This window comes from Actinoplanes sp. NPDC048796, assembly GCF_040650035.1.
In the GTDB taxonomy this organism is placed as follows: Bacteria; Actinomycetota; Actinomycetes; order Mycobacteriales; family Micromonosporaceae; genus Actinoplanes.
The window spans coordinates 172,766-199,212 of sequence record NZ_JBEZGO010000012.1 but is presented as its reverse complement, the minus strand read 5'-3'; the positions used below and the strand labels follow the sequence as shown (position 1 = coordinate 199,212).

Below are 26,447 nucleotides of genomic sequence, written 5' to 3'. Positions count from 1 at the left end.
GTCAGCGCACGATCGTCGCCAGCACCTCGTTGAAGGCCTCGGTGGAGCTGGGGTGGGTCCAGATCGCGTCGCGCAGCTCGGTCGCGGTGACGCCGGCGCGGATGGCCAGGGCCACGGTGTTGATCAGCTCCTGGGAGTCGACGCTGAGCAGGGCGGCGCCCAGGACGGCGTCGGTCTCGGCGTCGATGACGAACTTCATCAGGCCGCGGGTGTCGCCGACGATCCGGGCTCGGGGCATGGCCGCGATGGCCGCGATCGGCTTGGCGGCCACCCGCACCGGCCGGCCCGCCGCCCGGGCCTCGTCCTCGGTCAGGCCGACACGGGCCAGCGGCGGGGTCATGAAGAGGACGTACGGGACGGCGGCGCGGTCGGCCGTCGAGCGCTTCCCGGCGCCGGTGAGCTGGTCGGCGACGATCCGGTAGTCGTCCAGCGAGATGTAGGTGAACTGCGGGCCGCCGTTGACGTCCCCGATCGCGAAAATGTGCGGTCGGCTGGTGCGCAGGTGCTCGTCGACCTCGATGGCGCCGGTCGCGGTGGTGCGCACGCCGGCCGCGGCGAGGTTCAATTCGCCGGTACGGGGCCGGCGGCCGGCCGCCGCGAGAACCGCGTCGGCCTCGGCCGTGGCGGTCACACCGTCCACCTCGTACCGCACGAAAGCCTTGTCCTCGTCGTCGGTGACCTCGATGACCCGGGCGCCCGTCACGAAGCGCACGCCCTCGGCGCGCAGGATCTCCTCGGCGGCCGCGGCGACGTCCGCGTCCTCGCGGGGCAGGATCCGCTCGCCCTTCTCCAGGACGGTGACCTCGGCGCCGTAACGGGCGAGCATCGCGGCGAACTCGATGCCCTGGTAGCCGCCGCCGATGACGGCCGTCCGGCGGGGCAGATCGGGGCCGGCGATGAGCTCGGTGCCGGTGACCAGGTGCTTGCTGTCGCGCAGGCCGGGCACGTCGGGGACGACCGGTTCCGCGCCCGTGTTGACGACGATCGTGTCGGCGGTGATCTCCAGCCGGTCGGCGCCGGCGGTGACCGCGACCCGCTTCTCGTCGAGGAACGCCGCGGTGCCGGTGATCACGGTGACCGAGTCGAGCGAGTCGAGCATGGCGAAGTTCTTGCCGCGCAGCAGCGTGGTCAGCGAGGCCGTCCACGCCACCGACTCCTCGTACCAGGCGCGCGGATCCGCGTCCCGCGGCCGGGCCGACGCGCGGTGGATGAGCGCCTTGGTCGGCACGCACCCGATGTTGATGCAGGTGCCTCCGTACATCTGGTCGGACTGTTCGACCATGACGACCCGGCGGCCCTGCCGGCCCATCGCCGCCGCGAGCGTCTTGCCGCCCTTGCCGAAGCCGATCACCAGGAGGTCCGCGTGCACAGTTTCCATGTGACCAGCTTCGGTCGGCGCCCCTGATCCGGCAAGACGTGATCGGCTCAAGTATTATCGCAATCGGCTCATGGATGCGATCAGCAAACTCCTCCGCATGGCACGCCTCGAGTGCGCCGTCGATGTGCGCTGCCAGCTCGCGGGCGCGCACGTGCTCGACAACCCGGCCGGCGACGTGCCCTTCCACCTGCTGCTGGCGGGTCGCTGCACGGTGGAGATCGAGGGCCGCACGGTCGACCTGCGCGCCGGCGACGTGCTCGTCCTGCCGCGAGGCTCCCGCCACCGGGTGCGGGCCGTGGCCGCCGAGCCGCCCGTGCCGGCCGAGCTGCACCGCGACGGGCCGGTCGACACGCTGCGCGGCCCGGGCCCGCCCGACATCGACCTGTTCTGTGGCCACTTCAGGTACGAGCCGGGGCCGGGCCAGCTGCTGTTCGCCGGCCTGCCCGACGTGGTGCACGCTTCCCTGGGACTGGGCTCCGGCTCGCCGCTGGAGCCGCTGGGCCGGCTGATCCGCGACGAGGCGGACGGCGACGGCCCGGGCGCCGGTGCGATGATCGCGTCCCTCTGCGAGGCGCTGCTCGCCCTGGTGCTGCGCCGCGCCGGCGGCGACCTTCCGCCGTGGACCGCCGTCACCGACCCGGGCCTGCGCCGGGTGGTCGACGCGGTGGTGAGCGACCCGCGGCGCCCGTGGACGATCGACGGGCTGGCCAGGGTGGCCGGCGTGTCGCGGGCCACCCTGGTGCGGCACTTCTCGGCGGCGACCGGCCTGGGTGTCGCCGACTTCGTGACCCGGACCCGCATGACGATCGCCGCCGACCTGCTGACCGGCACCGACCGCACCCTCGACGACATCGCCGCCGCCGTCGGCTACCGGTCGGCCTCCGCGTTCGGCAAGGCCTTCCGCACCACCACCGGCTCGACCCCGTCCGCCCTGCGCCGGGCCCACGAGAAGCCGATCCGGCGCTGACGGCGCCTACCGGCCTGATGGTGGGTGGCGCATGACGGCCTGGACACGATCGAGGAGTTCGTGCCCGGTGAACGGTTTCTCGATGATGAGAACGCCGTCGGGCAGGGTCCCGTTCTCGGCGAGCATCGGCTGGGCGTATCCCGACATGAACAGCACGGGCATGCCGGGGCGGATGTTCCCGACGCGCTCGGCCACCTCGTTGCCGAGCATCTTCGGCATGATGACGTCGGACAGCAGCAGATCGATCGTTGCGGGGTGCGTCTGGGCGATGTGGATGGCCTGTTCGCCGCCGGCCGCCGGCAGGACGGTGTAGCCGGCCCGGGTCAGGATGCGGTGTGCCACCTGCCGGAGGGCATCCTCGTCCTCGACGAGCAGGATCGTCCCGCCCCGGCTTGGGCCGGCGGGGGCCGGGGCGGCGGGGACCGCGGCCGTGCCGTCGGCGGTGCTCTCGGCGGTGGGCAGCAGGATGGTGACTGTCGTGCCGATGCCGGCTTCGGAGTAGAGGCTGACGTCGCCGCCGGTCGAGGTGACGATGCCGTAGATCGTGGCCAGCCCCAGCCCCGTACCGGAACCCCGGGGTTTGGTCGTGTAGAACGGCTCGAAGGCGTGCTCCATGACCTCGGCCGTCATGCCGGTGCCGGTGTCGGAGACCCGCAGGCGGACGTAGCTGCCCTCGGCGAGCCGGGTGGTGACCGCGTCGTCGCCGTCGAGCTCGGCGTTGCTGGTGTCGATGGTCAGCGTGCCGCCCCCGGGCATCGCGTCGCGGGCGTTGACGGCGAGGTTGACCAGTACCTGTTCGAGCTGACTGGCGTCGGCGAAGACCGGCCGCAGCGAGGGTTGGAGCTGGGTGCTCAGCTGGATGTGCTCGCCGAGGCTGCGGCGCAGCATCTGCTCGACCTCACCGATGATGTGGTTGAGGTCGAGCACCTCGGCCTGGGTGATGTCCCGCCGGCCGAAGGCCAGAAGTTGCTTGGTGAGGCGTGCGGCGCGTTCCGCGGCCCGGCTGATCTGGCCGAGGTCGTCGCGGGCGGCCGTGATGTCGGCCCGCGTCACTTCGTCGGCGGCGAGGCTGTCCTGAATCAGCTCGGAGTAGTTGCTGATGACGGCGAGGATGTTGTTGAAGTCGTGGGCCACCCCTCCGGCCAGCTCGCCGAGGCTTTCCAGCCGGCGGGCGTGCTGGGCCCGGCGTTCGGCGGCGTCGCGCTCGGCCTGGGCGATGAGGCGTTCCCGTTCGCCCTGTGCGATGAGCCGGTCGGTGACATCCCGGATGGCCGCGGAGACGATCACACCCTGATCCGTCTCCAGGGCGGAGAGGCTGATCTCGGCGGGGAATTCGGTGCCGTCCTTGCGCCGTGCGGTCAGGGCGAGCCCGGCGCCCATCGGGCGGCGTTTCGGGTGGGCGAAGTAGCGTTCGCGGTGGGCCGGGTGCGGGTCGCGGAACCGCTCCGGGACGAGAAGTTCGATCGGCTGACCGAGCAGTTCCTCGCGCCGGTAGCCGAAAAGATGTTCGGCGTGTGCGTTGATCAAGGTGATCGTTCCGTCGGCGGTGACGCCGACGAACGCGTCCGGCGCGGCGTCGATCAGGCTCATGAACATCGAATCGGCCCGCTCGGTGCGGCTCGGGCTGCGGACGGCCGGCGCCTCCGCCACCGTCGCGGCGGGACCGGACAGCAGATCGCCGAAGAGTTGGGTGGCCGCGTCCAGGCTGCGCAGATGCCGGGTGGCCCAATTCCGGGGTTGACGGGCGGCGACGGCCAGGACCGCGATCACTTTCCCGTCCGGGTCCCGTACGGGAAAACCGCAGTAGGCGTTGACGCCGTAGTCGAGAAGGGGAGCCTTCGCGGCGTGGCGGGGATCGGTGCGGACGTCCTCGACGATCAGCGGCACACCTGTCGCGACGACATCGGCGGCCAGTGAGCCCTCCAGCGGCGTCTCGTCGCCGGGCGTGAGCGCGTCGGTGCCGACCCGGCTGAGAACGACGTGTGTGGTGCCGGTGACCAGATAGGCGATCACGATCGGAATCTGGGTGGCCTGGGCGACCACCTCGACCAGCCGGTCGACCGCGGTCCCGCCGAAAGCGGCGTTCCGTGCCCGAACGCGCCTTTGTGTCCGGCTTTCGCCGCCCATCTGAACCCCCGCTGGAACGCCGCCCTCAGGAGCAGGCTGGCACCTCGGCCCGGCTCCTGAGGGTGATCGGCGAAATTCGTGGAGTCGCCGAGCGTCAGCCGGCGGCGCAGGTGGCTGTGGCGCCGCCGCCGTTGCCGGTGCCCTGCAGGCCGAAGCTCGTGCTCTGGCCGGCGGCCAGCCGGCCGTTGTAACTCTGGTTGGCCACGGTGACGGTGCCGGTGGCGCCGGTGGCGACGCCGTTCCACAGGGAGCTGATCGAGGCTCCGCTCGGCAGGCCCAGCGCGACGCGCCAGCCGTTCATCGCGGAGGCGCCGGCGGTGACGGTGACCGTGGCGACGAAGCCGCCGCTCCACTGGTCCTGCACCGCGTAGACCGCGGAGCAGGTGGAGTCGGGTGGTGGCGGCGGCGTGTCGCCGTCGAGCGTCAGGTTCTTCTGCTGGACCTGCCACTGGCCGCCGCACAGGCCGCAGCCGGCGCCCACGAAGGCCCGGCCGGCGGTGGTGTCACCCTTGAGCCGCCACTTGAGGTACAGCACCGCCACCCGGCCGAACTCGCCGCCGTTGGCCTGGTCGTAGGTGCCGCCGTGGCCGACGTTCAGGTTGCCCATGAAGGCGGGCAGCCCGGCCGGGAGCTTGCCCCAGTCGTCCATGGCGTTCGGGTAGGCGATGTCGCTGGGCCCGCCCACGAAGTACGCGATCGGCTTGGTCAGCCGGCGCAGCTGGTAGTCGTCGGCGTCGTTGAGCAGCCCGCTGCTGAAGATGGTGGTCGTGGTGACCCGCGGGTCGTTGGAGACCGCGTACGCCTCCAGGCCCCCGCAGGAGAATCCGCCGACCGCGATCTTGGTGGTGTCGATCCTGCCGTAGTACTTGCTGCCGGCCCGGGAGTTCTCGGCCAGCGCCCAGTCGATGGATTGGGTGAGCATCGAGGAGTTGGTCGAGCCGGAGGCGTTCGGGCCGCCGTTGGCGATGGCGAGGAAGCCGTGCGAGGCGATCTCGCGGAGGAAGTTGTTCTGCGACAGGCCGTTGGCCGAGCATCCGCCGTTGCCCCAGACGAACAGCGGAAGACGCTCGGCCGGCATGGTCTGCGGCCGGTAGATGGTGTGGTTGGGCAGGCCGGCCGAGGTCTCGTAGTCGGCGAGGTAGGGACCGGAGCCGCCGACGGCGGCCTGGGCCGGCGTCGCGCCGAGCACGACGGCGGCGACGGTGACCCATCCGAGAAGAGTTCGTCTCATCGTCATCTCCGGGGTCGTCAGCGCTGACGGGTGAGCAGTCCGGGCCGCCACGGCAGGTTGTTGTAGTCGCCGCCGGCGTTGGGGTTCTTGCCCTGGTAGAGCAGCTGGAGGTTGCACGGGTCGACGGTCTTGGTCTGATCCGGGTTGGTGCGGACCAGGTCGCCGTGGCTGATGTCGTTGGTCCAGGTGGCGCCGCTGTTGGCCTTGCCCGCGAACGGGTTGCTCTCACTGGCGGCCTGCGGGGTCCACGTACCGCTGAGGCTCGTGGCGGTGAACGACCGGAAGTAGCGTCCCTGGCTGCCGATCGCCTCGACGAGCATCAGGTACTGGTTCTGGCCGGCGACCTTGTAGACCTCGACGCCCTCGAACAGGTTGTTGGTGGAATCGCTCATGATCGTGGTGTAGGACGCGCCGAAGCTGCCCGGGAAGTTCCCGATCGGCATGCTGGCCCGGTAGATCCGGCCGTTGTCGCCGGCGAAGAACAGGTACATGTTCTGGCCGTCGCCGATGAGCGTCTGGTCGATGACGCCGTACGGTGCGTCGGCGATCGTTCCGGTGAACAGCGTCTGCGCGCTCGACCAGCCGTTGGCGTTGGTCGGGTCGGTCGACGTCTTGTAGCTGAACGAAGTGGGTCCCCACTGGTAGGCCAGCACCCAGATGTTCTTCGGGGCGAAGTAGAGCAGGGTCGGCGCCACGGTGCCCTGATTCATCTTGTTCTGGCTGGCCGAGGCCATGTCCGACCAGTTGGTGAAAAGGCCGAAGTTCATCGAGCCGTACGAGCCGTTGGCCACGTTCGACGCGTACACCAGGTGTTTGCCGTTGTAGACGACGTTGGTGAAGTCCTTGAGCGACGTCCAGCCGTTCTTCGGCTCGGCCAGCGGGCCGGTCGAGGTCCAGCGGTAGCTCGACGGCAGGGTGCAGGTTTCCCCCGGGTCGGGCGGCGGTGTGGTCGTCGGGGGAGTGGTCGTCGGCGGGGATGTCGGCACGGTGCCGCCGGTGCAGGTCACGCCGTTGAGGGCGAAGGCGGCCGGTACGGGGTTGCCGCTCGTCCAGGATCCGTTGAAGCCGAACGACACCGTGCCGTTCGTCGCGATCGACCCGTTGTAACTGGCGTTCGCCGCGGTCACCGCCGGCCCGCTCTGGGTCACTGTCGCGTTCCACGCCTGCGTCACGGTTTGCCCGGCGCTGTACGACCAGGTCAGCGTCCAGCTCGACACCGCGTCACCGAGGTTGGTGATGGACACGCTGGCGCCGAACCCGCCCTGCCACTGCGACGACACGGCGTAGTTCACCGAGCAGCCGGCCGCGGCGGCGCCGGCGGGGTTGGCCACGGCGACGGCGGTCGCGGCCAGCAGAGTCGCGGCGGCCGGCGCCGCGGCGAGCTTGCTCGCTCTTGAGAAATTCATGGGGATCTCCTGACCGGGGGGACGGCCTTGTTAGCGTTAACGCTATTTCGCGGATATTACGGGAGCGCTCCCAAGGCCTCAAGAGTCGATTTATTTGCATCAATATTTTGAAAAGGTGTTATGCCGTTACCGGCGAGATGGTCACGCGGCGGAAATGCGACATGGCGGAGATCTGTCGTCTTGTGATCGTGGTGAATCGGCGATGACGAGGTGATGCTCGTCGCGGCCGGGCCGAGGTCGAGGTCTCGGACGACGACGGCCGCACCTGGCACGCGGATGGCTCTGTCTAGGAGGCGGCCAGCGTCACGTCGTCGAACCAGACAGTGCCCTTGTTGTCGCCGGACTTCAGGTGCACCTGCAGGCCGGCCGCTCCGGCCGGAGCCGCCGAGCTGACCGTCAATTTGGTCCAGCCGGTGGTGCCCGTCGGCAGGGTGGCCGAGGAGGCGCCGCCGAGCCAGCGGCCGTTGACGTCGAACCAGCTCAGCGCGACCTGGGTGGCGCCGGTGGCGGCGGTGCCGCGGGCGTAGGCCTCGGCCCGCCACGTCTTGCCCGGCACCACGGGGGCGACGGGGGCGACGCGGTAGGACGGTGAGCCGGACGCGTTCTTGCCGGTGTTGGAGAGCTGGACCGACCACTTGCCGGTGCGGGCCGTGCCCTGCACCTTGGTCGCCGCGCCGAGCTCGGGCAGGTAGGTGCTCCACGGGGTCTGACCGGCCGCGTTCTCGAAGCTCGGATCGAGCACGTTCGACGGGTACGCGGTGCCGGTCCAGGCCGCCTTGACCACCGCGGCGGCCGGCTTCGCGCTGCCGTCGGTCCGGTGCAACCCGAAGGCGTACTGGGAAGCGATCTTCGCGACGGCCGAGGTGGGGATCGCGCCGGCGCGGAAGTCGTGGAGGGTCCACGGCGCCACCGAGCGCACCCCCGCCACGGCCGCCGCCTGGAAGACACGGGCGAGGTAGGCCGCCTGCTCGCCCTCGCTGGTCGACTGGGTGCTGACGCCGGTCTCGCCCAGCACCAGGGGAGCCGGCGCGACGGCGGCCTGGGCCTGCCGGATCAGGGCCAGGGCGTTCTCCGAGTTGCCGTAGAAGTGGTAGTCGTAGTAGTCCAGCGGCGTGGCGGCGAGCGCGGACTTGATCTTCGCCATGCCGGCCGAGCCCGCGGCCCCGCTCATGGCGATCGTCACCGGCAGGGCCGGCGCGGCCGAGCGCAGCACCGGGACGAGCTTCTTGGCCCAGGCCACGGCCGCCGGATCGGCCGGGTCGAGTTCGTTCTGCAGGCCGATCGAGATGACCCGCTTGTCGTCGCGGTAGGGCGAGACGATCGCCCTGGCCCAGGCGCTGCTGCCGGCGACGTCGGTGTATCCGTTCCACCAATCGAACAGGGTCAGTTTGACGGTCAGGCCGTTGTTGCCGGCCATGGTGACGAACTGGGCGAGCTTGCTCGTGTACTCGGGCTTGGGCGTGGGGTAGCCGAACACCGAGGGGAAGACGATGGCGCGGACGCTGTCGGCACCCAGAGCCCGGGCCTTGGCCAGGTCGGCGTTGATCGTGACCGGGTCGAACGACGTCCACATCCGCGTCCAGCCGTTCGCCGACGGGTAGTAGTTGATCTGCTTGGCGGTCTGCACCGACGCGAGCCGGCCGGCCAGGGTCGGCGCGGCGGTGGTGGCGGCCGAGGCCCGGTCGTCCACCAGCGGCGAGGCCGTCAGCAGAGCGGTGGTGAGTCCCAGAGCGAGCACAGCGGCCTTGCGCATCAACAGATCAGTCCTTCACGGTTCGGCGGATTGACCCCTCCTGTCGGTCGCGCCACCGCACCGGGCAAGAACCTCCGGTTGCGGGTGACGGTGCAAACGCGGAGCGCGCACGTTGACGGCCGTCCCTGACCTGGCCGTCAATTCCCCGGTCGGGGCAGCGATCCACGGTCGAGGATGGTGGCGTAGACCGCTTCCAGGGTCTCGCTCAACGACCGCACGATCTCGGGCGACAGCCCGTCGAAGAAGAGCCGCCGCACCAGCTCCACATGCCCCGGGGCCGCGGTCTCGATGGCCCGCCGCCCCTCGGCGGTCAGCGACACCTCGGTCACCCGGCGGTCGGCGGCCGCGAGACCGCTGCTGACCAGCCCGCGGCCGGCCATCCGTTTGGTGTGGTGTGACAGGCGGCTGCGCTCCCAGCCGAGCACCGCGGCCAGCGCGGTGATGGCCATGCCGCCGCCCGGCGAGTTCGACAGCGCGTTCAGCACGTCGTAGTCCGCCAGCGACAGGCCGCTGTCGGCCTGCAACTGCCGGTTCATCTCGAAGTTCAGGCGGAGCTGGACGCGCATGAAGGCCAGCCAGGCGCGCTGCTGGTCGGGCTCGAGCCAGCCGCCCGGGGGAGCGGGTTCGGGGGACATGCCGACCAGTATCGGCCAGAGGCGATCAGAGCTTGCGGATCTCCACGTCCCGGGAAGGCCACCCGGCCCTACTCGCTCGTCCGACCAGATTTTTCGCCGGCCGGGCAACCCCTGCGGCCACCGACTCCGTTTGTCAGCGGATCCGTAACCGAGGCAGGGAAGCCCACCACTCTCGTGACAACATCACCATCGCTCGGCGCCGGCCTGGTCCGGTGCGCTGTTCGCGCTGTACACCGCCGCGAAACAGGTCGGTGTCAGGGCGTTTCGCTGTACGCCGGCACGGGGGCCAGCATGCTGATCGGCGGCCTCGTGCTGACGCCCGCGATGGTCACCGGCGTACCCAAGCTGGCCGACGTACGGGTGGTCGCGGTCGTCGCCTGGCTCGGAGTGGTCACCACCGCGGCGGCGTACGTGCTGTACGGCAGGGGATTGCGCTCGGTCAGCATCAATGTGGCCGGCACTCTCAGCCTCGGCGAGCCGGTGGCCGCCGCGTTGCTGAGCATCGCCGTGCTCGGCGAGCGCCTCACCGTCACCGAAGGGGTGGCCTGTGCGACGATCCTGGCCGGCCTCGTGCTCGCCGGCCGGTCCCCGGCGCCGGAGTCGGCGCCCCTGGTGGTCGCGATCGGCATGGTTCCCATGCCGGTCCGGGTGCGGCTGCGGCCGGACCTGGTGGGCGTGCCGCACCCGCGGGCGCGAGGGGTGGCCCGCGCCGGGACGAGTTCGCCCGCGCGGGCAACCCGGTCGCACCCCCGCTCCGTTTGGTGGGGACAAGGCGAGGAGTTGGGGTGAGCGAGGACTACCGGGACTACGTCGCGGCGCGGATGACCAGTCTGCGCCGTACGGCCTATCTTCTCTGCGGTGATTGGCATCTGGCCGACGATCTGGTCTCGACGGCGCTGCTGAAGCTGCTGCGACACTGGCGGCGAGTGTCGGCCATGGAGGATCCGGACAGCTACATGCGGCGGGTGTTGCTGCGCTGCCTGCTCGACGAGCGGCGCCGGCCGTGGCGGCGTGAGGTCTCCTGGGACCGGCTGCCGGAATCACCCCGTACCGACACCGGGGTTCCCGCGGTCGAGCGCGCGGAGATCGTCGCCGCCCTGGCCAAGCTCCCGCCGCGCCGCCGGGCGGTGCTGGTGCTCCGCTATTTCTGTGACCTGTCGGTCGAGCAGACCGCCATCGAACTCGACTGCACGCCCGGCACGGTGAAGAGCCAGACCGCACGAGCGTTGCAGACTCTCCGCGACATTCTGGGCGCCTCCAGCGAAGGGATGACCAGCCATGGATGACCTGTCGGCCATGCTGCGCGGCGCGACGGACAACCCGCCCCCGACGGGCATCGACCTCGACCGGTTGATCCAGGGTGAGCGCCGCCGCCAGACCCGGCGAGCCGCCGCTGCCGGAGCCCTGCTGACCGTTGTCACCGTGGTGGCCGGCGTCGCGTGGGTGGCGCGGCCACCGGACCGGCCCGCACCCACCCCGGTGACGCCGGTCGCCTCGACGCCGGCACCCTGCCCGCATCCCACGAACGGAATGGGCGGAGCCGCCCGGACTCCCCGGCCCTTGCGCCCCCTGCCGGAGGGCCACGACACCGCGGCCCGGCGCCTGACCGCCGCGCTGACGCCGCTGCTGCCGGACGGCGCTCACCCGAGGGCCGGATCGGGCTGTGACCGCGTGGAGTTCTGGTGGAACCGGCAGGCCGCGACCTATCAGACAACGGCCTGGCTGGGCGCGGGGAAAGCCGAGGTCTCCCTGGTCATCCTGGTCAAAGCCGCCGAGTCGTCCGACGCGACACCGCACTGCCTGGCCTCCGACGGCCCGTCCTGCACGCGTACGGACCTGGGCGGTGACCGGATCGCCATGTCCGACCTCAACCCCCACACCGGCGGCACCTACCAGCGCAGCGTGACCGTCTACCGCCCCGACGACACCCTCGTCAGCGCGGTCGTGATCGGCCGCCCGGCCGCCCTGCCGACCGTGGCCCGGCTGACCGCGATCGCCGGCTCCGCCGACCTCACCCTCTACCCCTGACACCCCCATCGAGGGCCACGGCGGCTAGTCTCGCTCGTCAAGCCGAACACGGACGAGATCACCGATGTCGAGAACTGTTACCGGTCCGGCGGCCGAGGTCACCGGTGAGCTGGAGCGTCTCCTGCTGGCTGAGGGCCTGGTGTCCTCGCCCGAGGAGATCAAGGTGTGGGCGGACGCCATCGCCGGCCCCAGGCTGTTCCGGGGCTGGTGCTGGAGCGCCGCAAACTGGCCGGCGAAGGCTGGCTTGAAGTGCGGGTGGGGGCCACACCGGGCCGGCGACCGGTGGGCGTTGTCCATCGGCGTGCCCGCCGCTTGAGGTCGGCCTGCAGTTCGAAGGTCTCGATCTGGTACGCCCGTCCGTCCGGCTGGGCGGTGTCGAGGGGCGGTTCCGGAGCGGCGAGGGAGATCGGTCAGCTCCGGCCGCCCGTAGACGGCCGGGGCGAAGTCGAGCCGCCTCTCGGAACACAGTGAAGGGCTGGTGGTCAGCCGGTGGTGGTGAGGTCGGCGTGGAGGCGGTCGTACAGGGCTCGGTAGTCCGCTCGCGCCATCAGGGTTCGCTGGTCTCGGGGTCGGCCGTACGGCACTCGCACGTCGGTGCGGATGACGCCGTCGGCGAGGGTGACGACGCGGTCGGCCAGCAGCAGGGCCTCGGTGAGGTCGTGGGTCACGAACAGGACGGTTTTGCGGTGGGCCCCGTCGTCCCAGATGTCGAGCAGCATGTCCCGCAGGGATGAGCGGGTCAGGGCGTCCAGCGCGGCGAACGGCTCGTCCATCAGCAGCAGGTCGGGGTCGCCGGCGAGGGTCCGGGCCAGCGCCACCCGCTGGCGCATGCCCTGCGACAGCTGGGACGGGTACTTCTCGGCGGCGGCGGACAGGCGTACGAGATCAAGCAGTTGAAGGGCCTGCTCCTGTCTGGTCAGCGCCGGGTCGCCCCGCAGTTCCGGGCCCAGCTCGACGTTGCGGCGTGCGGTGCGCCAGGGCAGGAGCGCGTCGCGCGCGAACATGTAGCCGACGTCCGGACGTCCGGCTCGTGGCGGGCGGCCGAAGACCGTGGCGCTTCCCGACGCGACCGGGGCGAGCCCCGCGACGACGTTGAGCAGCGTCGACTTACCGACGCCGCTGGCGCCGACGATGGCGATGAATTGGCCGTCGGGAACGTCAAGGGACAGATTGTCGAGTACGGGGTGTGGCGCCGGCCCGTCGTCCGGGAACCGCACTGTGACCGAGCGCAGGCGTACCGGAGGCCGGTCCGTACGCGGTCTCTTCTCCGTAGGAATGCTTTGTCCGGTACGGACGGCCGGCCCCGCCGCCGCCGCCCGAGCAGGGTGGCTTCGAGGGTGCCGGCGAGCAGGGTGAGCAGGGACGTGAAGGCCGCCAGGACGATCAGAAGCGCGTAGACCTCGGCCATCGACAGCGTCGCCGAGTACGTCGTGATCAGCTGGCCCACGCCGGCCCGGGACGCGATGATCTCGGAGCCGACCACGCCGAGCAGCGCGAAGACGATGCCCAGCCGCAGGGCGGTGAAGATGGCCGGGAGGGCGACCGGCACATAGAGCTTGTGGAACAGCTGCCATCGGGAGGCGCCCAGGACGGCGTACACCCTGAGATGGTCCTCGTCGGCGCTGACCACGCCGATGCGCGCGTTCATCAGGAACACGAAGACGGCGATGCTGAAGCCGAGCGCGACCTTGGAGCCCTGCCCGATGCCCAGCGCGACGAAGAACACCGGGGCCAGGGCGATCCGGGGCATGCTGTTCACCGCGTTGAGGTACGGCGCCAGCACGGACCACGTGCGCGGCAGCATACCGAGCAGGATTCCCGCCGGGACGCCGGCGAGGGCCGACAGCGCGAGCGCGGCGAGGGCCGCGCTCATGGTCGACCACAGGTTCGGCCACAGGGCGGCGGAGTGGTGCAACCGCAGCCCGGCGTCCCAGACGGCGTGCGGGCTGGGCAGCAGGGCGCGGCTCGTGACGTCGAGCTGGTACACGAGCTGCCACAGCGCCACCGCGATGAGCGGCACCGCGGCGCGCCACAGCCACACCCTCAGGTCACGCCGTCGCGCACCCGTCGACCACATGTTCCGCGAAGTCGGGCGCCCGGCCGCCGGCAGTGAATTTCGCCTGATGATTCCAGTTCCCCTCGTCGAGCGGCGGGATGTCCACGACCGGTGACTTGTACCTGTCCCACAGGGTTTTCGCCCGGCCGGGGTCCGAGCCGAGGCCGAGCCAGGTGAAGGCCCGCGGCCCCGCCTCCGGCTCCCGCGCGAGCGCCTCGAGTCCCTGGTTGAGCGCGTGGCAGAACTTCATCACCGTGTCCGGATGACGGTCGGCCCAGCCGCAGTTCGCGACGGCGACCGTCTGCCAGAACGCCCCCAGCGGGCCGGCCGGGCCGGCCAGATCCACCAGCTTGTCGAAGGCGGTGCCACCGGTCGTGAGGTTCGTCTCGAGCAGCGAATAGGACATCGCCGCGTCCACCTTCCCGGACGCGAAGAGGGACGCGGCGGCCGCGCCCCCGCCGATCGCCACCCACGTGACGTCGGTGTCCGGGTTCAGGCCGGCCTCGGCCAGCAGCGACCGGAGCACGAGTTCCTGGGCGGCGCCGCGCGCGGGCACCCCGACCGTCCGGCCGCGCAGCTGGGTGAGGACGCCGGGGTAGGGCCGGGTGGTGTCGAGGTGCAGGCCCGGCTGCGCGATCACCCCGTAGCCCGCGCCCTGGGTCGGCCGGAGCACCCGGGCGCAGGCCCCGTTCCCGATGGCGTCGTAGAGCTGCGCCGGGCCGAGGTTGGCCACGTCGAAGTCCCCACTGACCAGTCCCTGCAGGAGCACCGTCCCGGACGTCGCCCACGCCGGCGAGAAGGTCAGCCCCTGCCGGGCGTAGAAGCCCTCGAGCTCGGCCACGGCGTACCCGCTGGAGCCCTGGTCCCGGACGCCTCCGTAGGAGACGGCCGTGCTGTCCCGGGAGCCGCCGCAGCCGGCGATCCCCGGCAGGGTGGCCAGGAGCACGAGAAGCACGACGACCCGGCGTACGGACGACGCGGTCGCCATCACGCGATTGCTCATATCGGCGGGGTCCGGCTCGGCAACGCCTCTTCGAGCTCGCGCCGTGAGGTGATCCCCAGCTTGACGAACACCTTGCGCAGATGCCACTCCACCGTGCGGGCGCTGATGTACAGCTCGCCCGCGATGTCGGGGTTGGTGCGGCCGTCACGGGCGGGATGCGCGATGTGCAGCTCCTGGGGTGTCAGCTCGGCGCGGTTGCCGGCCGGGGTGCGGCGTACGTACTCCCCGGTCGCGAGAAGCCCGCGGCGCGCCCGCTCGGCGAAGCCGTCGGCCGACATCGCCACGAACATGTCGTGAGCTGTCCGCAGGTGTTCCCGGGCCTCGTCGCGCCGGTTCTCACCGGCGAGCCATTCGCCGTACACGAGCCGCGCCCGGGCCTGCTCGGCGCGGACCCCGGCTCGGCCCAGTTCGTCGATCGCCTCCCGGAAGAGACCGTCCGCCACGTCCCCGTCGCTGACCAGGGCCCGCGAGCGCGCCGCGAGGCCCCGGCCCCAGCCGTGCTCACCGGGGTGGGCGGTCGACTCGAACTCGGCCACGGCCGCGAGGGCCACAGCCCGTTCCCCGCACCGGACCGCCGCCTCGACGCGCTCGGGCAGCATCCAGGTGGCCATGAGCAGTCCGGGCGCGCTCGGATCGGCGGGCCGGGCGGCGGCCATCGCCTCCCGGTACCGTCCCAGGCCGTTGTTCAAGATCGCGGTGCACCATCGTGCGTGGTCCACGCCCAGCCCCTCGCCGCGGCTGATCGCGTCCTCGGTGCTCGCCGCGATCAGCGCCGACGCGTCCTTCGGCTGTCCCCGGTAGCCGGCGAGCAGCATGGCCCCGTACGGCGCGATCCTGATCCCCGTCGCCTCCTTGACCGCGTCGTGCTCGGCGGCCAGCCGGGCCGCCGCCTCGAAGTCGCCCCGCCACGTGGCGATCATGGCCATTCCGTTCAGCGGGCTCGGCAGGACGGCCAGCGCGCCCAGCTCGCGGGCCAGCGCGACGTGCCGGCTGTGCACCGCGCTACAACTGTCCAGGTCCCAGATGGCCGTCGCCGCCGTCGCGGCCATGCCCGCGTGGTGCAGCCAGTTGTCGTCGGGAACGTCGCCGGCGAGCAGGGCGTCGAGCGCCTCGCGGAACATCGGCTCCGCGGCCCGCCGGCCGTCGGTGACCAGCACGAGCAGCCCTTCCAGCATGCGGCCGAACGGGCGCAGCGGAACGTCCGGCTGGGGACCCGACCGGGCCGCCTTGGACACCTCGAGCAGGTCGCCGCCGGCCCGGGCGAGATGACCCGCGAACAGCGCGGCCTCCCAGGCGTCGGAGTAGGTCCGGCGGGAGAGCGGGGTGTCCAGCCGTTCCAGCCGCCGGGCCGCCTCGAGAAGTTGCAGCGGGGCGTCGCCGCCGGCGTCGGACGCCGACGCCACCTGCCCGCGCAGCAGCGCAACGCGAGCCCCGCCCAGATCGTCGGGCACCTCCGACTCGGCCGCCGCCAGCAGGGCCCGCGCGGTGTCGAACGTGCCGGCGCGCAGGTGCGACCGCACGGCCGCCAGCCGGCGTTCGAACCGGACGGTGGCCTCGGGGGTCAGATCGGCCGAGCGGTCCAGCAACGCGGCGGCCGCCGCGAACCCGCCTCGCGCCTGGGCCCGGGTGGCGCTGCGCTCGAGCTCGGCCGCGACCTCCTCGTCGGGGCCCGCGCTGGCCTGGGCGCGGTGCCAGGCCCGGCGGTCCGGGTGGACAGCGGCGTCGGTGGCCTCGGCCAGCGCCCGGTGTGCGGCCCGGCGCTGTTCCACGGACGCCGACCGGTACACGGCCGACCGGACCAGGGGATGACGGAACCGGACCTCGGCGCCGATCTCGAACAGCCCGTCGGTCACCTCGGGCCAGGCGGCCTCGAACCCGATGCCGAGGACGGCCGCGGCCCGCCAGACGGTCGGCACGTCCCCGGCGCCGTCGGCGGCGGCCAGCAGCATGAGCCGGCGCGTCGGCTCGGGCAGCCGGCTCAGCCGTACGGCGTAATGGCTCTCCACATCGGCCACGGCCCCGCCGGCGGTCGGCCCGAACCCGGCGGCGAGCTCGGCCGGGCTCATGCCGCGGGGCAGCTCCAGCAGCGCGAGGGGGTTGCCGCCCGTCTCGGCCACGACGCGATCGCAGACGCCCGGGTCGAGCCTTCCCGGCACCACGGTGGCCAGCAGGGCCCGCGCGTCCTCACCGGACACGCCGCTCAGGGTCATCACCGGCAGGCCGGTGAGCCGGCCCAGATTCGCCCCGGCCGCACCGTCACGCGCGGCGAACACCATGGCCACCGACTCCGCGGCCAGCCGGCGGGCGACGAAGCCGAGGATGTCGCTCGACGCCGCGTCCAGCCATTGCACGTCGTCGATCAGGCACATCAGGGGCCGGGCGGCGGCCACCTCGGCGAGCAGGCTCAGGGTGGCCAGGCCGACCAGGAAACGATCCGGCGCGGCCCCGCCGGTGAGCCCGAACGCGACGCTCAGCGCCGACTGCTGAGGTTCGGCCAGCGCGTCGAGGTGTCCGAGCATGGGCGCGCAGAACTGGTGCAGTCCCGCGTACGGCAGTTCGGCCTCGGACTCCACACCGGCGATCCGGGCGACGCGGAAATCCGGAAGCGCGCGCTGGGCCGCGTACCGCAGAAGCGCGGTCTTGCCCATGCCGGCCTCGCCGCGGATGACCAAGGCGGCACTCTGACCGCCACGCACGCTCTCGCGGAGTCGGTCCAACTCGCGAAGCTCGTCGTCCCGGCCGTGCAGCTGTACGGTGTCGCCGAACACCTGGCCAGCATAAAGGCTCTCTTGCTAGTGGTCTGCCCACGCGACTGTGACGTGCGCCGGGGACGTCGGGAAGTCGCGACCTTGGGCCTAGGCTGCGCGCATGACGCAGAATCCGCGCCTCACCGCTTCGCTCGTCTCCCGGTGGGGCGACGACCCCTGGGCTCTCGGATCGTGGAGTCTCATCGGGCGCGGCGGGTCGCCGGCGGACCGCGTCGCCCTCGGTGTGCCGGTCGGTGATCGGCTGCGGATCGCCGGGGAGGCGACCCACCCGAGCCGGGCCGGGATGACGCACGGCGCGTACGAGCAAGGCGTCGGCGCCGCCACCTGGGCCGCCGAAGCCGGCCACCGCCGGGTCGCCGTCGTCGGGGCCGGGATGGCCGGACTCGGGGCGGCCCGGACACTCACCGGGTACGGGGTGCGGACCGAGGTCTGGGAGGCCCGGGGCCGGATCGGCGGGCGGGCGTACGGGGTCGACCTTGACGGATTCACGTTCGACCTGGGGGCCAATTGGCTGCAGCAGTACGACGGCAACGCGCTGGCCCGGATCGCGGAAGAGCTCAGCCTGCCGGTCATCGCCACCGACTTCGGCGATCCGCTCGTGCTGGGGTCGCCCTCGGCCGGCGCTCCGGGCGGGCTGGAGCGTGAATTGCGGGCCCGGCTGGAGCGGGCGTCACCACAGGACGCGATCGCCGACGTTGTGGAGCAATGGCTTCGGGATCCGGCGCCGTTCACGGCGGACGAGATCCTGCGGCTGGTGGACGCCGAGATCGTGATGGACTCGGGCGCTCCACTGGCCTGGCTGAGCGCGAGACACGGCTTCGAGCCGGGGGTGGGTGAGGGCGACCGCTGGATCGTCGGCAGTTACCGGCTGCTGGCCGACCACCTCGCCGAGCGCCTGGACGTGCGGCTGGAGCGGCCGGTGCGCTCGGTACGGATCGGCGAGCACGAGGTCACCCTCGTCGCCGACGGCTTCGAGGAGGCGTTCGACGCGGTGATCGTCACGGTGCCGCTGCCGGTCCTCAAACAGGGACGGATCGAATTCGAGCCGCCGCTTCCGCCGCCACATCGGACGGCGCTGGAACGGCTCGGCGCCGGACGGGTGGAGAAGGTGGTGCTGCGCTTCGACCACCGGTTCTGGCCGGTGCACCCGGCGGGCTACTACCGGGTCCACGGCCCGGAGGCGACGTGCGTGAGCGAGTGGCTGGACGCCACCGAGGCCGACGGCGTGCCGACGATCGTGGGCCTGTTCGCCGGCCCGTGGCTCGACCGGATCTGGTCCGGATCCGACGACGACGTGGCCGCCCGGGCCGCGGAGATCTTCCAGCGGGCTAGCCGTCGAGGAAGCACGACAGGAGTCGTCTGAACTCGTCGGGGTGCTCGATCGCCGGGACGTGGCCGCATCGGCCGAGGACGTGCAGCCGGACGTCGGCCAGGTGGCCGAGCAGGGGCAGGGCGGCCGTCCCGAGGGGGGTGAGCCGGTCCTCGGCGCCGTGGATGAGCAGTACGGGTGCGCGGATTTCGGTCAGCGTCCGCGCCGGGAGGGTCAGGTCGTCGGCCCATTGTGTCCGAGGTGGAGGGAACAGCGAGGCGAACGCCGCCGCGCCCGCTCGCATGGCGGTGGCACGGGCGTCGACAGCCGCGTCGGTGACGAGAGCCTGGTCGTGGAAGAGGCGGCTCAGCATGTCTCGCGCTCCCTCCTCGCCGGGCGGGGCGGCCCAGACCGCGTCGAGGTCGGCCGAGAGGGGCGCCCCGGGGGCGCCCATGGTCGAGACCGCCACGACACGGGTGACCTGCCGCGGGCGCGCGGCCGCCAGCGCCAGCGCGACCGCGCCGCCCATGGAGTGACCCACCACGGCGTACCTCTCGGCGCCGAGGGCGTCCATCAGGCCCGCGGCCTGTGCCGTCCACGTGCGGAGCCCTCCCCTGGAGCCCGCCGGCAGAGGCGTCCGGCCGAAGCCCGCCTGATCGGGAGCCACCAGGTGCCGGGACGGGCCGAGCGCCTGAGCCGTCGTCGCCCAGGCGCCGGATCCTGTCGTGCCGGGCCCGGAGCCGTGCAGCATCAGCACCGTGGGCCCGGTGCCGCTTTCCATGACGTGGACGGCGGATCCGTCGACGGTGACGGTCCGAAGTGCCGTCACCGGGAGTCGGCGGACTTCGCGAACAGCTCCATCATGGCCCGGCCGAACTGCGGCATGTCGGGCCATCCCCGGCAGGAGACGAGGTTGCCGTCCACCACGTCGGGGGCGTCGATGACCGTCGCGCCCGCGTTCTCCATGTCGCCGGTGATGGGCGGGAAGCACGCCGTCTTGCGGCCCTTCAACAGCCCGTACACCGCCGGCACCTGGGCGCCGTGGCACACCAGCGCGATGGGCAGGTTGCGCGCGAAGAAGTGCTCGGTTATGCGCCTGACGTCGGCGTCGACCCGGATCCACTCGGGGGCACGTCCGCCGGGGATGATCAGGGCGTCATAGCGCTCGACGTCGACCTCGGCCCAGGGCACGTCGACCGGCAGCTTCCGGCCGTTCTTCTCCACGTACGCGTCGGAGTTGGGGTCGAACTCGTGGATGACCAGCTGGATGTCGCGCATCGTCCGGGACGAGACGTCGACGTCCCAGCCGCCCTCCTGCACGCGGTAGTAGGGATACATGGTGTCGAGCTCCTCGGCGGCATCGCCGGTCAGGAGCAGTGCTCTGGGCACCTGCTTCTCCTCGCATCCGGTTACGGTGAGGTAAATCCAATCCGATCCGATCCGATGGAAGCAATATTCCCCGGCCCGGCCCGCCCGTCAAGCCTCTACCGCGGTCGCGTCGAACAGCCGCCGGAAACGCTCGCCGGACCGCAGGATGTGCCGGCGCATCGCGTAGGCGGCGGCGTCGGGGTCCCGCGCGGCGATCGCGGCCACCACCTGCTCGTGCTCGTCCATGGCCAGGTGGGTGACCTGGGTGTCGTGGTGGAGCCGGAAGAGGTGCACGTGACTGTGCAGGCGGGCGAGCGTTTCCCGGATGACCTCGTTCTCCGCGCTCAGCGCGACGAGGTCGTGAAAAGCGGCGTCCCGCAGGCCGAAGGCGCCGTAGGCCATGGGCCCGCTGCTCCCCTCCAGTTCCGCCATCTCGGCCAGCATCCGCCGCAGGACGGCCACCTGCTCCGGCGAGGCCCGCTCGGCGGATCGGCGCGCCGCGGCCGGTTCGAGCAGAAGGCGTACCTCGAGCATGTCCTCGAACCGGTGACGGGTGATCTGGGGCGGGATCCGATATCCGGCGTGGGGGACCCGGACGACCAGGCCCTCGGCCTCCATGCGGTTGAGGGCGTCGCGGATCGGCGTCTGCGAGACCCCCAGCTCGCGCGCCAGGACGTCGATCGTGACCCGGGAGCCGGGCTCGATCCGTAGCGACATCAGCTGCCCGAGCAGCGTGTCGTACACCTCGTCGGCCAGCCGGCCGCCCGATCGCCCGGGCGGCATCGCGTCCGTCATGGGCCGGCGTCCCCGCACGATCGTCGCTTCGTCGTCCATGTGACGAGAGGTCCTTTCTTGCGCCTTGACGAACCTGTTGACATCAGTCACAACGCTGCGACATGCTGACGCCCACATCGGATCGTATAGGAAAAGCGGCTGACGATCGCCATCCGACTCCGCCGCGAAACCTTCCGCGAAGCATGCCTGAACGACGTCATGCGGCGTACCCGTGACAGCTCGGCACCAATCACTCAGCGATGCGAAGCACGTAGCGAGGTTCTCCAAGTCTTCATTCAGAAAGCAGGCAGGAATATGCGGCATTCCCAGCGAATAGGACGACTGTCCGCGGCCCTGCTGCTGATGGCCACGACGGTGGCCGCTTGCGGCGGCAGCAAGGACGACGACGCGAAGGCGAGCGCCCCGAAGGCGCCGGCGACCATCCCGGAGCTCACCAAGGACCCGCTGACCCTCAGCTTCATCTGGTTCGAGTGGCCCCCCGCCCAAGCGCTGGAAGCCTTCGCCAACAAGGAATACAAGAAAGAGCGGCCGAACACGACCATCAAGGTCAACACCGTGCCGAACGCGAACTGGCACGACGCGATGTTTACCCAGTTCGCCGCGCGCAAGACCGACTTCGACGTCGCGATCCTGGACTCGCAACACATCGGCGAGGCCGTCACCAACGGCAACATCCTCGATCTCACCGACTTCGTCAAAGGCAACATCGACGTTCAGGCGTACGACCCGTACCTGCTGGCCGCCTACGGCCAGTTCCCCCAGGCCGAGACCGGCAAGCGTGACGAGAACGCCAGCCTGTACGGGCTGCCGCTGCTCGGCGACACCTGGACGATGATCTACCGCAAGGACCTGATCGGCGACAAGCCACCGCAGACCTGGGACGAGATGATCTCGGTCGCCGCGAAGTGCCAGGCCGACAACCCCGGCGTCAGCGGGCTGGCCTTCCACCAGGCCAACGGCTCCGACGCCGCGGCCGTCACCTACAACACGGTGAACGGCGTCTACGGCGGCAATCTGTGGGACGCCCCGAACCGCAAGATCGACGGTGTCCTCAACGACGCCGCCGGCCAGGAGGCGATGGACGTCCTGGTCACCAAGATGAAGCCGCTGACCGCCAAGGGCTCCGGCAACTGGTTCATCGACGAGGTGAACGCGGCGGTCGCGCAGGGCAAGGCCTGCATCGCCTTCAACTGGATCGCCGCGAGCGGCGGCCTGCTCGACCCGAAGCAGTCGACGCTCGGCACCACGCGGGAGCAGATCCTCGGCAAGCTGGGCTTCGCGACCCTGCCGAGCCAGAAGACCAACCTGGTGCCTCTCGGCGGCATGGGCATGCACGTGTCGGCGTATTCCTCCCCGGCCAACCAGGCCGAGGCCCTGAACTTCATGAAGTGGTTCGAGCAGGCCGACGTTCAGAAGAAGTGGGCCGCGGCCGGTGGCGTGCCCTCGCGTACGGACGCCCTGAGCTCGCCCGAGTTCCTCAACGCCGGGCCCTTCAACAAGGTGTACGCCGACTCCGTGCCGCGGATGCGGGACATGTGGAACGTGCCCGAGTACGCGCGTCTGGTCGACATCGAGAACACCAACGTGAACGCGGCCCTCAACGGCGCGAAGAACCCGAAGACCGCGCTCGACGACATCGCTAAGCAGCAGCAGGACGTGCTCGACTCCAGCGGCCGCAAGGGCGGCGGCGGACTGTGAGCGACCGCGTCTCGCTGATGACCGACCGTCCGGGGCAGGCGGCAACGCCGAAGCCGCCTGCCCCGGGCCGGTCCCGCCGGCTGACCGACCGGCGGCTCGCCGTGGCCTTCATCGCCCCCGCGCTGCTGCTGTTGCTCGCCATGTCGGTGTTCCCGTTGCTGTGGGCGCTGTACCTGTCCTTCACCGACTACTCGGCCACCCGTGGGGGTCCCGCCAATTTCGTCGGGTTCGGCAACTACACCGCCATCCTCACCTCGGCCCAGGTCCACCTGAGGGCCCTGACGACGTTGGTCTATGTGATCGGCGCGGTCGGCCTGCAGACCGTGCTCGGTTTCACCATCGCCTACCTGATCTCCCGGCGCACACGCGGGCGGGGACTGCTGACCACGCTCTTCCTGGTTCCGATGATGTTGTCGCCGGTCGTGGTCGGGCTGTTCTGGCGGTTCATGCTCGACGCCCAGTTCGGCGTGGTCAACAGCATGCTCGGCTCGCTCGGCCTGGAGCCGGTGGAATGGCTGACCCGGCAGCGGACGGCGTTGCTCTCGCTGATCGTCGTCGACACCTGGCAGTGGACGCCGTTCATCATGCTCATCGCCCTGGCCGGGCTCACCGCGGTGCCCAAGTACCTGTACGAGGCCGCCTCGATCGACCGGGCCTCGGAGTGGTTCCGCTTCCGCACCATCACGCTTCCGCTGGTGTGGCCGCTGCTGTTGATCGCCGTGCTGTTCCGGGCCATCGAGGCGTTCCGGCTGTTCGACCTCGTCTACATCCTCACCAGCGGAGGCCCGGGTGTCTCCACCGAGACGTTGTCGTTCCACGTCTACAAGGTCGCGTTCCTGGGCTTCAACACCGGAACCGCCTCGGCGTACGGCATCCTCATGGTCCTGGTCGTCATCGTCCTCACGCAGCTCTACCTGCGGTACCTGAACAAGCTCAAGGAGGACTGATGACCTTCTCCGTCCGGGGCCGCTCGGTGCTCGAGGGCGTGCTGCTCACCGTGCTGGCCGTCGTGATGTTGTTCCCGGTCCTGTGGATGATCGAGACGTCCGTCAAGGAGAACCGGGACGTCTACGCCGTACCGGCGAAGTTCCTCAATTTCGACGTCACGCTGGACCATTACCGGGACGTGTTCGTCGCCTCCGGATTGTCCACCGCGTTCCTCAACTCGGTCATCGTCGCCGGGGCCTCCACGGTGCTGGCCACCGTGCTGGGGGTCCCGGCGGCCTGGGCCTATTCACGATTCACCCTCAAAGCCAAGAAGGACCAGCTGTTCTTCATCCTGTCCACCCGCTTCATGCCGCCCGTGGTGGTCGTGATCCCGATCTTCCTGATGTACCGCTACATCGGTCTCATCGACAGCGCGCTCGGCCTGATCCTCATCTACACCGCGTTCAACGTCCCGTTCACGATCTGGATGATGAAGGGGTTCGTCGACGAGGTGCCGGCGGAGTACGAGGACGCCGCCATGCTCGACGGGTACACCCGCTTGCAGGCGTTCCGGAAATTCACCCTTCCCCTGCTCGTGCCCGGCATCGCCGCGACGGCCGTCTTCGCGCTCATCTTCTCGTGGAACGAGTTCGTGTTCGCCATCTTCCTCACCTCCAGCGACGAGGTGCGAACGGCTCCACCGGCCATCGCCGGCCTCATCGGCGGCACCACCGTGGACTGGGGGCTGGTGGCCGCCTCGTCCGTCGTGTTCGCCCTGCCGGTGCTCATCTTCGCCTACCTGGTGCGTAAGCATCTCGTCGCCGGCGTCACGCTCGGGGCGGTGCGGCGCTGATGGCCGGCATCGAGGTGACCGCCCTGCACAAGCGCTACCCGGACGGGACGGTGGCGGTCGAGCACGTGGACCTGTCCATCCGCGACGGCGAGCTGTTCGTGATGCTCGGCCCGTCGGGGTGCGGCAAGACGACCACGTTGCGGGCTATAGCCGGCCTGGAGAGGCAGACGACTGGCGACATCCGTATCGGCGACGCGCTGGTGAACGACCTGCCACCGGCCGAGCGCGACATCGCCATGGTGTTCCAGTTCTACGCCCTCTACCCGCACCTGCGCACTCGCGACAACCTGGCGTTCCCCCTGCGGGCCGAGGGACTGCCCAAGGCGGAGGTGCGCGACCGGGTGGCGGAGGCCGCCCGGCTGATGCGGCTCGGCCAGCTGCTGGACCGGCGGCCACGTCAGTTGTCCGGCGGGGAACAGCAGCGCGTCGCGCTCGCTCGCGCCCTGGTGCGGCGACCGCGGGCCTTCCTCATGGACGAGCCTCTCACCAACCTGGACGCGGAGCTGAGGGCGGAGATGCGTACGGAGATCAAGCACCTGCAGGGGGAACTGGGAACGACGATGGTCTATGTCACCCACGACCAGGTCGAGGCGATGTCGCTCGGGCACCGGATCGCCATCCTCAACAAGGGCCGCGTCGAGCAGATCGGCACGCCGCTGGAGGTCTACGACCGTCCGGCGAGTCTGTTCTGCGCGGCCTTCATCGGCTCCCCGCCGATGAACCTGATCGAGGTGGAGGTGGCCGACGGGAAGCTGCGCGGCCAGGGCGGTCTGGGCCTCACGCCGCCGCCCGGTGTGCCGCGCGACCGCGACCTGGTCGCGGGCGTCCGGCCGGAGGCGCTGGAGGTCACGGAGCCGGGGGCGCAACAGTCGGTGCCGGCCCGCGTGGTCTCCGCGGAGTGGCTGGGCGACGAGATCATCTACGTGGTCGACCACGGCGGCCGGCACGACGTCCGGGTCCGGATGCCGTCGACCATCCGCTTCGCCGCCGACGACAAGGTCGGGTTGCGGCACACCGGCGGGGCCCCGGCGGTCTACGACGTGCGTACGGAAGAGCTGGTGGCCTGATGGGAACCGTGGCAGCGCACGGGCTGCGCAAGTCCTTCGGCAAGGTCCAGGCCCTGGACGGGGTGACGCTGGACGTTCCGGACGGCTCCTTCTTCGTCGTCCTGGGTCCCTCCGGGGCGGGCAAGACGACGACTCTGCGAGCGATCTCCGGTCTGGAACAGCTGGACGCCGGGTCGGTACACCTCGACGGCCGGGACGCGACCGGTGACGCCCCGGCCGCCCGCGACCTGGCCATGGTCTTCCAGAGCTACGCCCTCTACCCGCGGCGCACGGCGTACGAGAACATCGCCTCGCCGCTGCGGGCGCGCCGCTGGTCCTCGGGCGAGATCGCGGCCGCCGTCGACCGGGTCGCGAGCCTGCTGCACATCGAACGTCTGCTGCAACGCCGTCCGGCGCAGTTGTCGGGCGGCGAGATGCAGCGTGTCGCCCTGGCCCGGGCGCTGGTCCGCAGCCCGCGCGCGTTCCTCATGGACGAGCCGCTGACCAACCTCGACCTCAAGCTCCGCGTCGAGATGCGCACCGAGCTGACCCGCATCCACCGCAGCCTCGGCGCCACCTTCGTCTACGTGACGAACGACCAGGTCGAGGCCCTGTCCATGGCCGACCAGGTAGCGGTCCTCAAGGAGGGCAAGGTGCAACAGGTGGGAACGCCGGCCGAGGTGTACGAGCGTCCCGCCAACCAGTGGGTCGCCGGGTTCGTCGGGAGCCCGCCGATCAGCCTGCTCGCCTGCCAGGCCCAGGGAGATCGCCTGGTCGGTGCCGAAGGCTGGACGTTGCCCCGGCCCCGCTGGGCCACGGCCGAGGAAGGCCGTCCGCTGCTGCTGGGCCTGCGCGCGGAGGACCTGTCGGTCGAGCGGCGCGGAGACGCGGCGCTGCCGGGCCGGCTCTACGGACTCGAGCCGCTCGGTGACCGGACGGTGGTCGACGTCCGGGTGGGCACCGACATCCTCAAGGTCAAGGCAAGACCGACAGTCAGCGGTACGCCGGGTGAGCCGCTGGACGTCACGGTCGACCTGGACCGGGCGCACCTGTTCGACGCCGGCACCGGGCTGTCGCTGTCCTCGGCCGGGCGGTGATC

23 protein-coding genes and 1 pseudogene are annotated in these 26,447 nt (G+C 71.0%); 11 read left to right on the top strand and 13 right to left on the bottom strand.

Going from position 1 to position 26,447, the window contains the following annotated elements:
* Position 1: 1 nt before the first annotated feature.
* A complete protein-coding gene (locus AB0C26_RS36350; RefSeq protein ID WP_360257013.1) occupies positions 2–1,378 on the bottom strand; it encodes an FAD-dependent oxidoreductase in 1,377 nt (458 codons plus the stop codon).
* Between the two features lie 70 nt (positions 1,379–1,448).
* Between AB0C26_RS36350 and AB0C26_RS36345 the strand changes: the two genes are divergently transcribed.
* Positions 1,449–2,345, top strand: coding sequence for an AraC family transcriptional regulator (locus AB0C26_RS36345; protein WP_360257011.1), 897 nt, complete (start codon positions 1,449–1,451; stop codon positions 2,343–2,345).
* Between the two features lie 6 nt (positions 2,346–2,351).
* On the opposite strand, the gene AB0C26_RS36340 is transcribed toward AB0C26_RS36345, so the two are convergent.
* The 5 genes from AB0C26_RS36340 to AB0C26_RS36320 form a co-directional block, all read right to left on the bottom strand.
* On the bottom strand, positions 2,352–4,472 hold the full coding sequence (locus AB0C26_RS36340; RefSeq protein ID WP_360257009.1) for an ATP-binding protein: 2,121 nt from the start codon (positions 4,470–4,472) through the stop codon (positions 2,352–2,354).
* 94 nt (positions 4,473–4,566) lie between these two features.
* Positions 4,567–5,703: a cellulose binding domain-containing protein gene (locus tag AB0C26_RS36335; protein ID WP_360257007.1), complete on the bottom strand. Its 1,137-nt coding sequence runs from the start codon at positions 5,701–5,703 to the stop codon at positions 4,567–4,569.
* A 17-nt stretch (positions 5,704–5,720) separates the two neighbouring features.
* Positions 5,721–7,109, bottom strand: a complete 1,389-nt coding sequence (locus AB0C26_RS36330) for a non-reducing end alpha-L-arabinofuranosidase family hydrolase (protein WP_360257004.1) — start codon at positions 7,107–7,109, stop codon at positions 5,721–5,723.
* A gap of 286 nt (positions 7,110–7,395) precedes the next feature.
* Positions 7,396–8,862, bottom strand: a complete 1,467-nt coding sequence (locus tag AB0C26_RS36325; RefSeq protein WP_360257001.1) for a cellulase family glycosylhydrolase — start codon at positions 8,860–8,862, stop codon at positions 7,396–7,398.
* 137 nt (positions 8,863–8,999) lie between these two features.
* Positions 9,000–9,497, bottom strand: coding sequence for a MarR family winged helix-turn-helix transcriptional regulator (locus AB0C26_RS36320; protein ID WP_360256999.1), 498 nt, complete (start codon positions 9,495–9,497; stop codon positions 9,000–9,002).
* A gap of 174 nt (positions 9,498–9,671) precedes the next feature.
* Here AB0C26_RS36320 and AB0C26_RS36315 point away from each other — a divergent pair, with 174 nt between their 5' ends.
* The 4 genes from AB0C26_RS36315 to AB0C26_RS36300 all read left to right on the top strand — a co-directional run bounded on the left by AB0C26_RS36315 (position 9,672) and on the right by AB0C26_RS36300 (position 11,841).
* On the top strand, positions 9,672–10,286 hold the full coding sequence (locus AB0C26_RS36315) for an EamA family transporter (RefSeq protein WP_360256997.1): 615 nt from the start codon (positions 9,672–9,674) through the stop codon (positions 10,284–10,286).
* Complete coding sequence (locus AB0C26_RS36310) at positions 10,283–10,783, top strand: SigE family RNA polymerase sigma factor (protein WP_360256995.1); 501 nt, start codon at positions 10,283–10,285, stop codon at positions 10,781–10,783. The genes AB0C26_RS36315 and AB0C26_RS36310 overlap by 4 nt, the downstream gene beginning before the upstream one ends.
* Positions 10,776–11,525 carry a hypothetical protein gene (locus AB0C26_RS36305; RefSeq protein ID WP_360256993.1) on the top strand — a complete coding sequence of 250 codons (750 nt, stop codon included), beginning with the start codon at positions 10,776–10,778 and terminating at the stop codon, positions 11,523–11,525. Before AB0C26_RS36310 ends, AB0C26_RS36305 begins: the two co-directional genes overlap by 8 nt.
* A 64-nt stretch (positions 11,526–11,589) precedes the next feature.
* Complete coding sequence (locus tag AB0C26_RS36300; protein WP_360256991.1) at positions 11,590–11,841, top strand: hypothetical protein; 252 nt, start codon at positions 11,590–11,592, stop codon at positions 11,839–11,841.
* Between the two features lie 166 nt (positions 11,842–12,007).
* Here the strand turns inward: AB0C26_RS36300 and AB0C26_RS36295 are convergent, their stop codons facing one another.
* The 4 genes and pseudogenes from AB0C26_RS36295 to AB0C26_RS36280 form a co-directional block, all read right to left on the bottom strand.
* Positions 12,008–12,742 (bottom strand): ABC transporter ATP-binding protein, encoded by a 735-nt coding sequence (locus tag AB0C26_RS36295; RefSeq protein WP_360256989.1) that lies wholly within the window; start codon positions 12,740–12,742, stop codon positions 12,008–12,010.
* Positions 12,743–12,867: 125 nt separating this feature from the next.
* Positions 12,868–13,398, bottom strand: a pseudogene (locus AB0C26_RS36290) (ABC transporter permease subunit); the annotation flags it as partial.
* 175 nt (positions 13,399–13,573) lie between these two features.
* A complete protein-coding gene (locus tag AB0C26_RS36285; protein WP_360256987.1) occupies positions 13,574–14,584 on the bottom strand; it encodes an ABC transporter substrate-binding protein in 1,011 nt (336 codons plus the stop codon).
* Positions 14,581–17,352 carry an AAA family ATPase gene (locus AB0C26_RS36280; protein ID WP_360256985.1) on the bottom strand — a complete coding sequence of 924 codons (2,772 nt, stop codon included), beginning with the start codon at positions 17,350–17,352 and terminating at the stop codon, positions 14,581–14,583. The genes AB0C26_RS36285 and AB0C26_RS36280 overlap by 4 nt, the downstream gene beginning before the upstream one ends.
* Positions 17,353–17,452: 100 nt before the next feature.
* On the opposite strand from AB0C26_RS36280, the gene AB0C26_RS36275 reads away from it, so the two are divergent.
* Positions 17,453–18,715, top strand: coding sequence for an FAD-dependent oxidoreductase (locus tag AB0C26_RS36275; RefSeq protein WP_360256982.1), 1,263 nt, complete (start codon positions 17,453–17,455; stop codon positions 18,713–18,715).
* Here AB0C26_RS36275 and AB0C26_RS36270 read toward each other — a convergent pair.
* The 3 genes from AB0C26_RS36270 to AB0C26_RS36260 all read right to left on the bottom strand — a co-directional run bounded on the left by AB0C26_RS36270 (position 18,681) and on the right by AB0C26_RS36260 (position 20,863).
* Positions 18,681–19,490 carry an alpha/beta hydrolase gene (locus AB0C26_RS36270; protein WP_360256980.1) on the bottom strand — a complete coding sequence of 270 codons (810 nt, stop codon included), beginning with the start codon at positions 19,488–19,490 and terminating at the stop codon, positions 18,681–18,683. The genes AB0C26_RS36275 and AB0C26_RS36270 overlap by 35 nt on opposite strands.
* Positions 19,487–20,050 (bottom strand): DJ-1/PfpI family protein, encoded by a 564-nt coding sequence (locus tag AB0C26_RS36265; RefSeq protein ID WP_360256977.1) that lies wholly within the window; start codon positions 20,048–20,050, stop codon positions 19,487–19,489. The genes AB0C26_RS36270 and AB0C26_RS36265 overlap by 4 nt, the downstream gene beginning before the upstream one ends.
* An 87-nt stretch (positions 20,051–20,137) precedes the next feature.
* Entirely contained in the window at positions 20,138–20,863 is a 726-nt protein-coding gene (locus AB0C26_RS36260) for a GntR family transcriptional regulator (protein WP_360256974.1), read from the bottom strand.
* Between the two features lie 255 nt (positions 20,864–21,118).
* On the opposite strand from AB0C26_RS36260, the gene AB0C26_RS36255 reads away from it, so the two are divergent.
* Genes AB0C26_RS36255 through AB0C26_RS36235 form a run of 5 tightly spaced genes read left to right on the top strand, consistent with a single transcriptional unit; the run spans position 21,119 to position 26,445 of the window.
* Positions 21,119–22,522, top strand: a complete 1,404-nt coding sequence (locus tag AB0C26_RS36255; protein ID WP_360256972.1) for an extracellular solute-binding protein — start codon at positions 21,119–21,121, stop codon at positions 22,520–22,522.
* Positions 22,519–23,469, top strand: coding sequence for a sugar ABC transporter permease (locus tag AB0C26_RS36250; protein ID WP_360256970.1), 951 nt, complete (start codon positions 22,519–22,521; stop codon positions 23,467–23,469). The genes AB0C26_RS36255 and AB0C26_RS36250 overlap by 4 nt, the downstream gene beginning before the upstream one ends.
* Entirely contained in the window at positions 23,469–24,302 is an 834-nt protein-coding gene (locus AB0C26_RS36245) for a carbohydrate ABC transporter permease (protein WP_360256968.1), read from the top strand. Before AB0C26_RS36250 ends, AB0C26_RS36245 begins: the two co-directional genes overlap by 1 nt.
* A complete protein-coding gene (locus tag AB0C26_RS36240; RefSeq protein WP_360256966.1) occupies positions 24,302–25,369 on the top strand; it encodes an ATP-binding cassette domain-containing protein in 1,068 nt (355 codons plus the stop codon). The genes AB0C26_RS36245 and AB0C26_RS36240 overlap by 1 nt, the downstream gene beginning before the upstream one ends.
* Positions 25,369–26,445 carry an ABC transporter ATP-binding protein gene (locus AB0C26_RS36235; RefSeq protein ID WP_360256964.1) on the top strand — a complete coding sequence of 359 codons (1,077 nt, stop codon included), beginning with the start codon at positions 25,369–25,371 and terminating at the stop codon, positions 26,443–26,445. Before AB0C26_RS36240 ends, AB0C26_RS36235 begins: the two co-directional genes overlap by 1 nt.
* The last annotated feature ends 2 nt before the right edge of the window (positions 26,446–26,447 follow it).